Source organism: Psychrobacter sp. DM4, assembly GCF_051307035.1.
In the GTDB taxonomy this organism is placed as follows: Bacteria; Pseudomonadota; Gammaproteobacteria; order Pseudomonadales; family Moraxellaceae; genus Psychrobacter.
This window is the reverse complement of sequence record NZ_CP195536.1, coordinates 2,824,924-2,838,591: the sequence shown is the minus strand read 5'-3', so window position 1 is coordinate 2,838,591 and position 13,668 is coordinate 2,824,924. Positions and strand designations below refer to the sequence as shown.

The following is a 13,668-nucleotide window of genomic DNA, read 5'->3' as shown; positions in this document are numbered from 1 at the left end:
AAAAAAAATTAACCTTTTAGCTTAAAAACGATGCGCTAGATATACGTTGTCAATAACTAGAACTTGTTTTTATTACCTCGCTCTAATGACAGAGCACAGAGCACAGAGCACAGAGCACAGAGCACAGAGCACAGAGCACAGAGCACAGAGCACAGAGCACAGAGCACAGAGCACAGAGCACAATGAATGATAGTTCATTCACTTAATAGATACTAATCTAGCATGAATCACCTGTGGATAACATCTATTTTCTTGTGGACAAGGCTGTGGATACTTTTGTGGATAAGTCAAAAATCAGAGTTATCCATATTTCACCCACAGGTTATACACAGGGTTACCCCTAGTCTAGTATATTGATAAATAATAAATTATTAGACTTAACCCCAGATAATTAGGGCACCAATAACAACAATACTTATATATATTAATTATTAATTATTATGGAAAACGACTTTTCCTGTGGATAACTTTTCGATACGGGTCAGAGTTAAACTCAAGATGAGTAGGAACTGAATAACGTTATCAACGATAATACTACTGACTGACAATACAAAAATGATTAAATAAATTAGTTGATTGACCCAATTACTACTGAGTGGTATAATCCTCCGCTATTACGAATTTAGTCCATTATTTTGATAGGTGAGTTATGAAACGTACATTCCAACCCAGCGTGATTAAGCGTAAACGTACTCACGGTTTCCGTGCTCGTATGGCAACCAAAAAGGGCCGTCAGGTTCTAGCACGTCGCCGCGCTAAAGGACGTCATCGTCTTACTGTATAACTAGCACGTTATAACAACTATGGATCAAGGTTCTCATTGAATATCTAGTGTGATAATAAGATAGACTCTATTTACCTTTGAACCATGTATCAAAAGCGCCCCTATAGGCGCTTTTTTTGTCTCTATATTTTGTACTATCATTCTTGATAGCACTATTAGCTTCTTATTTAGGCTGTACTATGTCCAACACTGTCTTAGCAGTACCTACTACCCGCTTCATCAAAACGCAGCGTCTACTAAAGCCTGATGACTTTCGGGCGGTGTTTGATGCCCCTGATCAAAAGCTTCATCAAAGTCATCTGATGGCTTTTGTACGTGATAATATTTATGAGCAGCCACGAGTTGGTATGGCGATTACCAAACGAAAAGTTCCTACTGCGGTTACTCGAAACTTAATCAAACGTCAAATACGTGAACAGTTTCGAGTGAAATCTCTTAAACTGAAAAACAAAGATATTGTATTCATTGTTAAAAAATCAGTAAAAGACTTAGACAAAAAAGAGTTAATAGATGAGATTAATAATATTCTTAAAAAGATAGAAAAAAAATAAAATGAGTGTAATTAAAGATAGATTTAATAATATTTTTCAAAAGTTATTTAATTTTGTTATTACCCTTTATCAAAAAATACTAAGTCCAATATTACCTGCTCGCTGTCGCTATTACCCAACTTGTTCAGAGTATGGCAAACAAGCTTTGGCATGGTACGGTCCTTGGTCGGGTAGTTGGCTATTGTTAAAGCGTTTAAGTCGTTGCCATCCGTTAGGAGGACACGGCATCGATTTTGTACCTTTGCCGCTTTTTTCTTACGGCTATCGATATTTACCTACCCCTCTACTGAGTCAAGGTTTGGGCGTTTGGCGAGATGACATAAGTTATGTTGCTCGTTTGAATAGTCTAATTATAAAGAGCTAGGGGTTATTGTGGATAAGTCGATATAGTTATCCACAGCAACTGATCCACTTTTAGATAGAAATGTCTCTAATAGGCAAAGTTATCCCCAACGTATCTACATAGTCAGCGATTTAGGCTATTGGTATCATTTATAGTGAATGTTTAGTAAAATAGTGCACATTTTGTGTCAGTGGCTGCTTATGTTTCTACTTTTTAGACAAGCAATAGTAAAATGTTTGCTATAACTGCCATGATATCTCTCTCAACATTTCGCTCCCTAATTTTTAATCTAGGAAAGGTTTATGCAAAAGATACTTCGGGTGATGATCATTATTGCAATGCTGATCACCGCTTATCTGCTGATATTAGCATGGCGTGACGATTACGCTGATGCACCTGCTGTGGATACTGTGTCTAAACCCGCAGCATCGGTAAGTGCTGATATACCAGCGACTACTGGTGCGGCAGGGGACATTCCTGTACAAACACTACCTACTGATAATAGTATCGTAGCCGCGCCGTCTAGCAATACATCTCTTATCACAGTGACCACTGACCGTTACGACATTAAAATAAATCCTGAGGGCGGCGATATAGAGTACGCAGCGCTTAAGCAGTATGATGCGACACTCGACAGTGATGAGCCTTTTGTATTACTAGAGAGTAACAGCAATCGTATCTATGTGGCGCAGTCTGGTCTGATTGGTCAAGATGGTATTGATACCGCAGAAGGTCGCGCTAACTACAGCCATACCGCTAATAACTATGTTATGGAAGAAGGCCAACAAACACTGTCTGTGCCACTTACTTATCAAAAAGATGGTGTGACGATTACCAAGACCTTTACCTTTACACAAGACAAATACCCTATTGACGTCAGTTATCAGATTCAAAACGCATCTACAGCAGCATGGCAAGGACAGATGTTTGCGCAGCTCAAACGTGATGATAGTAAAGATCCAGGCATGTCTGATAAAGGTGCTTTAAGTATGGCCACTTATCTAGGCGGTGCTTGGGGTACCCCTGATGATCCTTACAACAAGCTTAAATTTAAGGACTTTAGCGAGCAGTTGGCAGTGACCAGTGATGAAGGCTGGGTAGGCATCGTTCAGCATTATTTTGTTTCAGCATGGACACCTGAGAACTTTACAGGTAAGTTCTTTTCACGTGAAACAGGCAATGATTACTTTATTGGTTTTAATAGTCAGCCTGTCAACGTTGCACCAAACAAGCAAGTGACGTTAAATGCAACGTTATACTCAGGACCAAAAGTACAGTCTGAGCTCAAAGATGTTGCGGTAGGTCTTAATCAAACCGTTGATTATGGATTGTTATGGCCAATATCTAAGATACTATTTGCCATCCTCGATGGTATTCACAAAGTACTTGGCAACTGGGGCTGGTCAATCATCGTACTGACTATTCTGGTTAAGATTGCCCTGATGTGGTTCTCAAACAAGAGCTACTATTCGATGGCGAAGATGCGTGCGCTAGCTCCACGCTTAGCCGCGCTCAAAGAAGAACATGGCGACGATCGCATGAAGATGTCGCAAGAGATGATGGGCATCTACAAAGAAGAAAAAGTCAATCCAATGGCAGGATGTTTGCCAATACTCATGCAAATGCCCATTTTCTTAGCACTGTATTGGGTGCTTGTCGAAAGTGTTGAGTTGCGCCACGCTCCGTGGATACTATGGATTCAGGATTTATCCGCGATGGATCCTTGGTTTATCTTACCTCTTCTCATGGGTGCGTCAATGTTTATTCAGCAGCAGCTTAACCCGCAGCCTGCTGATCCGATGCAAGCCAAAGTAATGAAGTTTTTGCCGATTATTTTTACCGCATTTATGTTGTTCTTTCCAGCCGGTCTCGTACTGTACTGGACAGTGAATAACTTATTTAGTATGACGCAGCAGTATATCGTCAACAAAAAAGTTGAAGAGGAGCAAAAGCGTCGCACAGTGAAAGTGCTCAGCTAATCTCATACTTTCTGTAACGTCTTAAAACCATCGCTTAAGCGGTGGTTTTTTTATGGTTATAGTTTTACTGTTTAACAAAATATCGGTAATGAATACTGATACGAAGTTTGCTTTGTCAGTCTCCTTACAGCCGTCTATAATGATGTTTTTAGCTATTGAGAATAGATGTGAATTCTATCGCTACGCCGCTAATGTCAACTGAGCCGCCAACTGCTTCTGGATTGTCGACCATTGCTGCTATTGCAACGCCACTCGGACGCGCAGGCGTAGGCGTCATTCGTCTATCAGGGTCGCATGCTTATAGCATTGCCTGTAAATTGACTGGCAAATCCGTCTTTATGCCACGTATGGCGAGCTTTTGCCGTTTCTATCAAGCAGATGGTACGGTTATTGACGAGGGCTTAGTGCTGTATTTCAAAGCGCCGCATTCCTTTACGGGTGAAGATGTCATCGAGCTACAAGGTCATGGCGGGGTGATACTACAGAATCAACTGTTAGCACGAGCGTTTGAGCTTGGCGCGCAGCAGGCAACAGCAGGTGAGTTTTCCTATCGTGCCTTTGATAATGATAAGCTCGATCTCGTGCAAGCAGAAGCTATCGCTGATGCTATAGATGCAACTAGCGCCGCGGCTGCTAGTAGTGCTATTCGCTCGTTGAGTGGTGAGTTTTCACACAAGATTAATCAGCTATTAGAGCAACTAATTCATCTGCGTTTGCATGTTGAAGCGGCTATCGATTTCCCTGATGAAGAAGACGTTGATTTTTTGTCCGATGGCATCATACAAGACAAGCTTGAACAGGTGCAGGCGCAGATACAGCAAGTTTTGGCAACCGCAAAACAAGGGCAGTTGTTACGTGATGGTATTCATGTCGTACTGGCAGGCCGGCCAAATGCTGGCAAATCAAGTCTACTCAATCGATTAGCGGGACAAGAGCGTGCTATTGTCACAGAGGTCGCAGGAACCACTAGAGACACGTTGAATGAGACGGTTGTGCTCAATGGTCTGACACTACATCTGACTGATACCGCAGGTCTAAGAGATACCGAAGACACCGTAGAGCGCATAGGCATTGAGCGCGCTCGCACAGCGATTGAGCAAGCTGACATACTACTTATGGTCTATGATGTAACTCGTGACCTTGAGAGTGAGAGCACACCTTTACAGCTCGCAAAGCAGCTATTTGGCAAGCTCCCTGATGCTAAGCGCTTACTGATTATCGCTAACAAAAGCGATTTGTTAAACGATAAGGGTAACGAAAACATAGCTTTTAACACCGAAAATGAGATGCGAAGTAAAGGCTATGAACAGATTAATGTTTCATGTGAAACAGGCGTCGGTATCGATCATCTGATAGCAACGTTATGTGATAAAGTAGGATTTCACCCACCAGAAAATAGTTTGATTGCACGTACTCGTCATCTAGATGCTCTCAGACGTACCGCTGATTACTTGAACGAGGCGCACGAACAGCTTACGGTATTTACAGCAGGTGAACTAGTCGCTGAAAGTTTGCGTCAAGCTCAGCGAAGCTTAGGTGAGATCACAGGTGAATTCAATGCTGATGATCTACTGGGCAAGATATTTGGTAGTTTTTGTATAGGTAAGTGAGTACACATTGCAACACTAAAAAAAGGATGCAGTATGCATTGTCCTTATTGTAACGCTTCAGAGACGAAGGTCATTGACTCACGTTTGGCCGCAGAAGGCGCGCAAGTACGTCGCCGCCGTTCTTGCAATAGCTGTCAAGAGCGCTTTACCACCTTTGAAATGGTAGAGGTTGTCATGCCGCGTATTATCAAATCAAGCGGTAAGATTGTGCCTTACGATAATGAAAAACTGCGTCGCTCAATTTTATTGCCGCTACAAAAGCGTCCTATTACTCTTGATGAGCAAGAGGCAATGATTAGCCGTATCGAAAAACGTATTAGGCAAATGGGTGAGCGCGAGATCAACAGTAAGGTTTTAGGTGAGATCATCATGAGCGAACTCAAAGTTTTAGATGATGTCGCTTATGTTCGCTTTGCTAGTGTCTATCGTGACTTTCAAGATATTGATGCTTTTCATCAGGAAATTGCTAACATCCGGCCCAATGATAAATCTGGTAAGTAACATATAAGCCACTTGGAATGTATCAATCTCTCCCTTTTATTATTTTTGTATTTAAACTTTGCATTCTCTATTAAGCTGTTACTTATGCCATCCTTAGATCATACGCAAGACGCCCAAGACCGCTACTTTATGATGCTTGCTATCGAGCAGGCAAAACTTGGTTTGTACACGGTTAGGCCCAATCCAGCCGTAGGGTGCGTCATCGTGCAAGCAGGACAAATAGTCGGTCAAGGGTATCATCCCAAAGCAGGTAGGCCGCATGCAGAAGTGTTCGCGCTCAACGATGCCAAGGAGCAAGCTGCTGGTGCTACGGCTTACGTGACCTTGGAGCCCTGTAGTCATACTGGGCGTACGCCCCCTTGCGCGCTAGCGTTAATAAAGGCTGGCATTAAGCGCGTGGTCATAGCTGGCCTTGATCCCAATCCGCAGGTCGCTGGACGCGGCGTAAGTCTACTTGAGCAAGCAGATATCGAAGTAAAAGTTGGGGTATTCACTGAGCAAGCAGAAGCACTAAATCTTGGGTTCTTAAAGGCTATGCGCACGCAAATGCCTTTTGTACGTCTCAAAATTGCTACTAGCCTTGATGGTCGTACGGCAATGGCAACCGGGGAGTCGAAGTGGATTACAGGATCAGCTGCTCGCGCAGATGTTCAAAAACTGCGAGCCTTAAGCGGTGCGATTATCACAGGTAGCGAGACGGTGATTAAAGATAATCCACAGCTCAACGTACGCTCCAATCAGTTAGGCGTACCATCAGAGCAAGTGCCCGCGCCTGTTATCGTTATACTGGACAGACGCGAGCGCTTAACACATGACTTGCGATCTGATTATAAGCTGTGTCAGTGTGTCGATACGGTTTACTGGCGTCGTGATAACTTAATAGAGTTGTTGAAATATTTGGTAAGTGAGCACCACTGCTATGATGTGCTGGTAGAGGCTGGCGCTAATGTAGCAGCGAGCTTTTTAGAACAGCAACTAGTAGATGAGCTCATTGTTTATCAAGCACCCTGTATCTTGGGAACAAAATCACGTCCTATGATTGATAGTAATCCCATATCCTTGGCACAGCAGTTACGTTTTGAGTATCATAATTTTGAGAAAATTGGCTCTGACTTAAAGCTAACTTTACGACCTACTTAACTAAAAGATTATCAACAAGTTATCCACAGCAAAGGTGTTTGAATATCGGTTAATAACTGTATTTTCACAGCGTTTAGTTTCACATGAAACTGTGTATAACTTTGTTTCATATGAAACTAAATAAGTTATCATCTTAATCATTCCATAATAAGTTGATATTAATCAATAACTTATGTTTAATTACTGTTTATTTATATATCTTCTAAGATAGAGTCGTATTGTGGATAACTCTAATAAATGTATACGTAATCTAGTACTCAACTTTAGACTTTATATTTATCTGCATTAGATATCTAACTCATCAAAATACATGTTAATTTAATAGCTGCTCTATATTGAGCAGGTACACACGAGGTTCATATGTTTACAGGAATTATAGAAAGTATAGGTAAAATAAAATCTATGGAATCGGTAGGTGGAGATATACGCTTGACGGTAGAGTCTGATGATCTGGACTTTAGCGATGTTAAGCTCGGAGACTCTATAGCATCCAACGGTATTTGTCTCACGGTAGTAGACAGAGGTAGCAACTACTATTCGGTTGATGTTTCACGTGAAACTATGACTCATACGGCTCTTGAAGGACTAAAAACTGGCGATATTGTTAACTTAGAAAAAGCGATGTTACCAACGACTCGATTTGGCGGTCATATTGTCTCAGGCCATGTCGATGGTGTAGGTACAGTCGTAAAATTACAGCAAGACGCGCGTTCTATCTACATCGAGATCGCTATTCCAGAAGATTTGGCTCATTACACGGCAACCAAGGGCTCCATTACTCTAGATGGTATAAGTCTAACGACCAACCTAGTCAAAGATAATATCGTCTCGCTAAATATCATTCCGCATACCGCACAAGTGACTAATATTGCCAAGCACTGGCTAGTAGGAGATAAAGTCAATGTTGAGGTTGATATTGTCGCGCGTTATCTTGAGCGCTTATTGAACAAAACACCTGCTAGTCCAAAAAACAAAATCACAGAAGCGTTCTTAGCTGATAATGGTTTCATGAAGTAATCATCAGGTTAAATAAACTTTTGTAGAACCGCGTGTAGATTATCTTTATTGATAGGCTTAGATAAGAAGTCATTCATTCCTGCTCGAAAGCAAGCCTCTCTATCAGCCTCTGTGTTGTTGGCTGTGAGAGCAACAATTGGAATATTGCTATCTTGTGCGCGAATGGCTTGAGTGGCTTTGAACCCATCCATAATAGGCATACGACAGTCCATCAAAATCAGGTCAATATGCTCATTTTGAGCCTCAAATTGCGCCAGCCCTTTTTGTCCATCATCTGCCACGACGCTACGATACCCTAGTTTTTTGAGTAATTTACAAGTAATCTTTTGATTGGTTGGACTGTCCTCAACGACTAGTACTAATGGTGATAATAACTCTGGTTCTGTCGTTTTAGTGAGAGCGGGTATAACTGTTTCTTGAGGTTTTTTTATTAACAGGGCAATGCGTTTGAGCTCAGATAATAATAAGCTCACATCTAAAGGTTTGTCTAAAAAACCATCAAAACGATCAAGGATAGTCGCAGGTATGCGACGTGCACATTTGCGACTCAACAGTAAGGTTGAGAGTGATTTTTCAGTGAGCAACTCATCTAAAAACCTTATGATATCGGCTTGATTGTTAGATTTTTTGCTATCATCCAACGCTTGGTTATAAGTAGTCTCATAAAGCTCAAAGTCTAATAGAATGATAGGCACAAGGCTTTGCTCTTTTTGCACCAGACTTTTTATATCCTCTATCTGATCAATACTTGTATAAACGCTACATTTCGTGGACAGATACTGGCATAGATGCTGTAAATGCTGGGCGTACATTTGATGACTAACTATAGCGATAAGGTGTACGTCAGATAAGCTATCGTTAACAAAATATACCGGCGTATAGTCGGGCTGGCGACACGGTAAGTAGAGAATAGTACTGTTGACCTCATTAGAAGTGGTTTTGTCAAAAATTTCATTTGAGGCATCCTTTAATTCTTTATTTAAGCGATCTCCAAAATCAAAATAACCTCCCAATAACTGAGCTGAGGTATCGATAGCGGCCATTCTTAGCTTGCTGCTATAGTAGTTTTGCTGAGTTGATTTTTGCGCCTCTTCTAGATAGTAGTAAGGATGGATATGCTTTTTGTGAAGCTTTTTAGTTGCCGTGTCTTGCACAGTGAAGCGCACCCAATAGCAGGAGTTATTATCAAGCGCATTGATTATAGAAGCTTGTGGTTGTTCGTCTGGTATAGCGCTCATGTTAGAGATGGCATCAATGGTCAATGAGACACATCCCAAGTCAGTAGCGCCAATAGCGTCCTTTAATAGAGTGAGCAGTATCTGTTTTAGTTTAGCGCCATCAGTACTAATATAACGTGGACAGTTTGGGGCAAAAAAGTACAAAAGCTCAAGATTTTGTTGATGTACTCTATCCGTAATATCAGCAATCACTTGCTTGCCAAGGACAAAGATATCTACAGGTTTATTGGTAACCATTGATTTTGGGCTTTCTGTTTTTGTACTACTTAGCACCTCGTTAAGTTTATTTGACATGGTACTACTTAATCGGATGATGTCATCCAATATATCGAGATCTTTACTTAATGAGGTATTAGGTTCTATCGATTGGATCATACTGGTTATTTTATCCAAAGGTGTAGTAAGCTCGTGATGAATAATAGCTTTGGTTCTATTTGCCTCGTTGAGTTGCCTTTGCAAACTTTGATTATGACGTTGTAATCGCTCCGTTTGTTTGACAAAGTCGTTGATAGAGTTTAAAAGTATGGTAAACCCATGAATTTGTCCGTGATCACCAAACCAAGGAGTGATATGAAGCTGGTAGGCTTGCTCATCCTTTAAACTCTTTACTGTTAAAGTACGCATAACACGCTGCGTCGATAGGTTTTTGAGCCATAGCTGAGTGGCATCATCAAGTCCTGAGACAAACTCAGTTAACTGGTAGCTATGATTAGGATCAGATGAGATACCAAATACTTGCTCAAAACGTTTATTAGAAAAACTGATCTGACCGTGGCGCATGAGCATGAGCATCGGTAGCGGTGCTTGTTCAACCAAGCGCTCAAGACGATGATTGAGCGTTCTTATACTGCGATAGTTGTTGTGCAGCTGATAGCTAATACGGCTAAGTGCATGCCCTAAACGCATAAATTCAGTGGTAGTGTTACTCTCTAAAAAGGGCTGCGGACTATAGGACTCTTTTGCACTATTACCCAAATTATCAGCATAACTTAGTAGCTCTCTCCAATTGGCATTGCGTCTGAGCATATAGAGTAAAGCGAGCGTCAATAAAAAGAGCGCTGTCATCAAAGGGAGCCAGAATTGATAAGATATCCAGTCCATCTCGACAGGGCGATGCTTGATCATAACGTAGAGCTGATGACCGTTTTGGAGCTTGATGGTGCCTTTTAGATCAACGGCTGTCAGTAGGTAGGCGCTATTACTACTGCTCTTGGTAGGAGTTGAGATCGTAGGAAAGACAACGGTCGATATCGTACTATCATTGGGACGAGTGTATCTATGAATAAAAGTCTGGCTCGAGGGCAGCATAAATATGAGCTGATAGCTCAAATCTTGAAAATAAGGTTTATCTAGTAATTTTTTGACATCAAGGTCAGTAACGTTGTCATCATGATTAACAAAATCGTACTGTAGAGCGTCAAAAGTATCAATGCTATGCTGCTTGCTAAAAGTTCTGAGCTCACTAAAGATCATGGCATAGTACAACGCCAACATTACTGTCAGCGTTACTGTATAAAATAGCAGCAAGCGTTGTAAGGATTGGAACTGTTGCATAAAAGCAGGATCCTATGTCAGTACCAAATCCTATAAGAGGCGACTAACAAAACTGATAACACATTTGAGTATAACAACCATACTAAACCCTTGTCATCGGTTTGACCTCGCTATTTTAGTAAAAAAAACGAATGGATGCTTTGCCCTAGCCTAGATAAGGCGCTAGTACAGACATGGCGCAATATAGAAAACTCACTTATAATAGCTCAATCACTCCTTTACCAAGCCCTAATATGTCCTTATCTACTAGCACTCAACAAGCAGTCTTAAATCGTCCACTCCGAGTTGTGTTTGCAGGGACACCTGAGTTTGCGGCAACCAGTCTTGAGGCGCTAATCACCGAGCAAGAATCGCTAGGAGTAGACATCGTTGCTGTCTACACCCAGCCTGATCGCAAAGCAGGCCGAGGTCAAAAGCTGGCAATGTCAGCAGTCAAACAAGTAGCGTTGTCACATGGCATTCCAGTTGAGCAGCCCGCTACTTTCAAAAAATCGTCGGTTGAAGGTATGGCCGCCAGACAAACGCTGTGCACTTATCAGCCTGACATAATGATCGTTGCAGCTTACGGACTTATTTTACCGATTGGTGTTTTGACCACGCCGACTTATGGCTGCCTAAATATTCACGCCTCTTTGCTACCCCGTTGGCGCGGGGCCGCTCCTATTCATCGTGCACTATTGGCAGGTGATGACAAGACGGGTATTACTATTATGCAGATGGATAAGGGGCTAGATACTGGCGATATGATTTATAAAGTCAGCTGCACTATTGAATCAGAGGATAGTGCGTCAAGTTTGCATGATAAGCTGGCACGTTTGGGCGCTGACGCTATTAGTACGGTATTAAAAGACCTGTCACATTACCAAGCACAAGCAATCGTGCAAGATGATAGTCAAGCCAATTATGCTGAGAAGCTCGTCAAGACAGAAGGGCAGATCGACTGGACGCAGCATGCTGCAACTATTGAGCGTCAGATACGCGGTCTGACCCCTTGGCCTGGTGCTTATACTTTTTTGAATGGTGCGCGGGTCAAGATATTAGAGAGTCTGCCTGTGAATGATGCGCAACCAACAGACAAGCCTGCGGGCACGATCATCAGTGTCGGACGCAAAGCTATTTTGGTCGCATGTGGGTTTGATGAGGGTCAAAAAGCTGATAAAAGCTCAACCCAAGCTAGCACCCTACGAATTACCCAATTACAATTTGCAGGCAGCAAACCTGTCAGCGCTGAACAAATCTGTCACGGCAACCAACTTGATGATGGCGATAAATTCGCTAGTGACTCTGACTAATGTTTTTTTAAACATCGAAGCAAAAATAAACAGGCGCAAATCATATTTCGTATATAGGACATCTAAGTATCATGAGACACCAAACCGCGTCTAATCACAACAGCAAAAAATCCAAGCCATCGAGCAACCTAAAAATGATCGGCAGCGTGCGCGTGCGCGTCATTCGCACTTTGCTCGCGATTCAAAATGGCCAATCCCTCGCAAGCGTGCTCGATCCTCTACTTAATAGCTTGCATGATGGAGACAAAGGCTTCGCTCATGCGCTACTGTTGACGACTTTGCGTCAGTGGTACGCGCTAGAGCGATTGCTCGATAGTCTAGCGGATAACCCTATCGAAGAGATAGAAGTACGTACGACGATTCAGGTTGGTATGGTGCAACTGCTGTATTTAGAAGTCGCCGATCACGCCGCGATTCACGAAACCGTTGAAGCGATCAAAGAGATAGAGTTCGCCCATGCCACAGGTTTGGTCAATGCGATCTTACGTAAAATCGCTAAAAACCCCAATAAATTTCGCAAAAAATGTGACAAGAATCATAGCTTACCTAACTGGCTTGCGTATCAGATCAAGCAAGATTGGAGCGAATATTACAATGAGCTTACTCAAGGACTGCGTCAAGCGGCGCCTATGTTTTTGCGCGCTAATAGCAACATCCATTTGGTAAATGACTACCATCAAATGCTTATAGATGCCGATATCAGTAACGATGTAGTTGAGCTGCGTAGTGGTTTAGTTTTGAACAACCCGCTAGCAGATCAAGCTGAGGCTACCGTTACCCAAATGTCATCACAAGCTCTGCGCTTGCAGCAAAGTACCGCGGTAAGTCATTTACCGCAATTTAGCGATGGCGCTGCCAGTGTACAAGACATGCATGCTCAGCTCGCTGCCGTACTCATCAACCAAGCGCTTGTCCAAAAGATAACTGTCGCGCGCGAAGAGGGTGCATCGACTACTGCTATTCATCTGCTAGATGCTTGCGCAGCCCCTGGTGGTAAGCTTGCTCATTGGTTGGAATTAATAAGTTCTAACGATGAGCAGTCTTTGTTTCATGTGAAACAAAATGATGCTGACATTAAATTAACCGCTATCGATAACGAAGCGCTGCGTATTACCCGTATTCATGAAAACTTAGAGCGCTTACACCTCGACCAAGATCAAAACGAACACATTGATCTCAATGTCGTTTGTGCAGATGCCACTCGCTGGCAGCAAGCTAAAGATGAAAACCTAGCCATGTTCGATGCTATTTTGCTTGATTCTCCTTGTACGGCAACAGGCGTTATCCGTCGTCATCCTGATATCAGCATCTTGCGTAACGAAGAAGATATGGCGCAGACAGCATTACTACAAGCAGATATCTTGCATAATTTATGGCCACAGCTCAAAATTGGTGGCTATCTGCTCTATGTGACTTGCTCTATTTTAAAGCAAGAAAACGTTGAGCAGATGCAGGACTTTATCAAACATCATGACGATGCGCTGGCAATTGAATTTACCGATGCTTGCAACTGGGGTATTAGTCAAGAGATTGGTCGTCAATGCCTGCCCATCGATAGCGATGGCGGCGATGGGTTTTATTATGCGTTATTGCAAAAGACGGCGAAGTAAACAACGATTCAACGCACTATCAGACACTCTTATTTTAGGTAGGAAAAAT

General features: G+C 42.3%; 11 protein-coding genes. 10 read left to right on the top strand and 1 reads right to left on the bottom strand.

Annotation, left to right across the window (positions count from 1 at the left end; translation table 11 throughout):
- Window positions 1–649: 649 nt before the first annotated feature.
- The 8 genes from rpmH to ACR64G_RS12135 all read left to right on the top strand — a co-directional run bounded on the left by rpmH (window position 650) and on the right by ACR64G_RS12135 (window position 7,925).
- The gene (rpmH, locus tag ACR64G_RS12170) at window positions 650–784 is read left to right on the top strand and encodes a 50S ribosomal protein L34 (protein ID WP_007394757.1); all 135 of its coding nucleotides are present in this window, start codon (window positions 650–652) and stop codon (window positions 782–784) included.
- 179 nt (window positions 785–963) lie between these two features.
- Window positions 964–1,335, top strand: a complete 372-nt coding sequence (rnpA, locus tag ACR64G_RS12165; RefSeq protein WP_435979533.1) for a ribonuclease P protein component — start codon at window positions 964–966, stop codon at window positions 1,333–1,335.
- Between the two features lies 1 nt (window position 1,336).
- Window positions 1,337–1,699: a membrane protein insertion efficiency factor YidD gene (gene yidD / locus ACR64G_RS12160; RefSeq protein WP_435979532.1), complete on the top strand. Its 363-nt coding sequence runs from the start codon at window positions 1,337–1,339 to the stop codon at window positions 1,697–1,699.
- Between the two features lie 281 nt (window positions 1,700–1,980).
- Complete coding sequence (gene yidC, locus ACR64G_RS12155) at window positions 1,981–3,657, top strand: membrane protein insertase YidC (RefSeq protein ID WP_435979531.1); 1,677 nt, start codon at window positions 1,981–1,983, stop codon at window positions 3,655–3,657.
- A gap of 191 nt (window positions 3,658–3,848) precedes the next feature.
- A complete protein-coding gene (gene mnmE, locus ACR64G_RS12150) occupies window positions 3,849–5,267 on the top strand; it encodes a tRNA uridine-5-carboxymethylaminomethyl(34) synthesis GTPase MnmE (protein ID WP_435980723.1) in 1,419 nt (472 codons plus the stop codon).
- Between the two features lie 33 nt (window positions 5,268–5,300).
- Window positions 5,301–5,768 carry a transcriptional regulator NrdR gene (nrdR, locus tag ACR64G_RS12145; protein WP_435979530.1) on the top strand — a complete coding sequence of 156 codons (468 nt, stop codon included), beginning with the start codon at window positions 5,301–5,303 and terminating at the stop codon, window positions 5,766–5,768.
- Between the two features lie 84 nt (window positions 5,769–5,852).
- On the top strand, window positions 5,853–6,908 hold the full coding sequence (gene ribD, locus ACR64G_RS12140; RefSeq protein WP_435979529.1) for a bifunctional diaminohydroxyphosphoribosylaminopyrimidine deaminase/5-amino-6-(5-phosphoribosylamino)uracil reductase RibD: 1,056 nt from the start codon (window positions 5,853–5,855) through the stop codon (window positions 6,906–6,908).
- Window positions 6,909–7,268: 360 nt separating this feature from the next.
- A complete protein-coding gene (locus tag ACR64G_RS12135; protein WP_435979528.1) occupies window positions 7,269–7,925 on the top strand; it encodes a riboflavin synthase in 657 nt (218 codons plus the stop codon).
- 8 nt (window positions 7,926–7,933) lie between these two features.
- On the opposite strand, the gene ACR64G_RS12130 is transcribed toward ACR64G_RS12135, so the two are convergent.
- Entirely contained in the window at window positions 7,934–10,717 is a 2,784-nt protein-coding gene (locus ACR64G_RS12130; protein ID WP_435979527.1) for a response regulator, read from the bottom strand.
- A 233-nt stretch (window positions 10,718–10,950) separates the two neighbouring features.
- Between ACR64G_RS12130 and fmt the strand changes: the two genes are divergently transcribed.
- Both fmt and ACR64G_RS12120 read left to right on the top strand, forming a co-directional pair.
- Window positions 10,951–12,009 carry a methionyl-tRNA formyltransferase gene (gene fmt / locus ACR64G_RS12125; RefSeq protein WP_435979526.1) on the top strand — a complete coding sequence of 353 codons (1,059 nt, stop codon included), beginning with the start codon at window positions 10,951–10,953 and terminating at the stop codon, window positions 12,007–12,009.
- A gap of 134 nt (window positions 12,010–12,143) precedes the next feature.
- A complete protein-coding gene (locus ACR64G_RS12120; protein ID WP_435980722.1) occupies window positions 12,144–13,619 on the top strand; it encodes a transcription antitermination factor NusB in 1,476 nt (491 codons plus the stop codon).
- The last annotated feature ends 49 nt before the right edge of the window (window positions 13,620–13,668 follow it).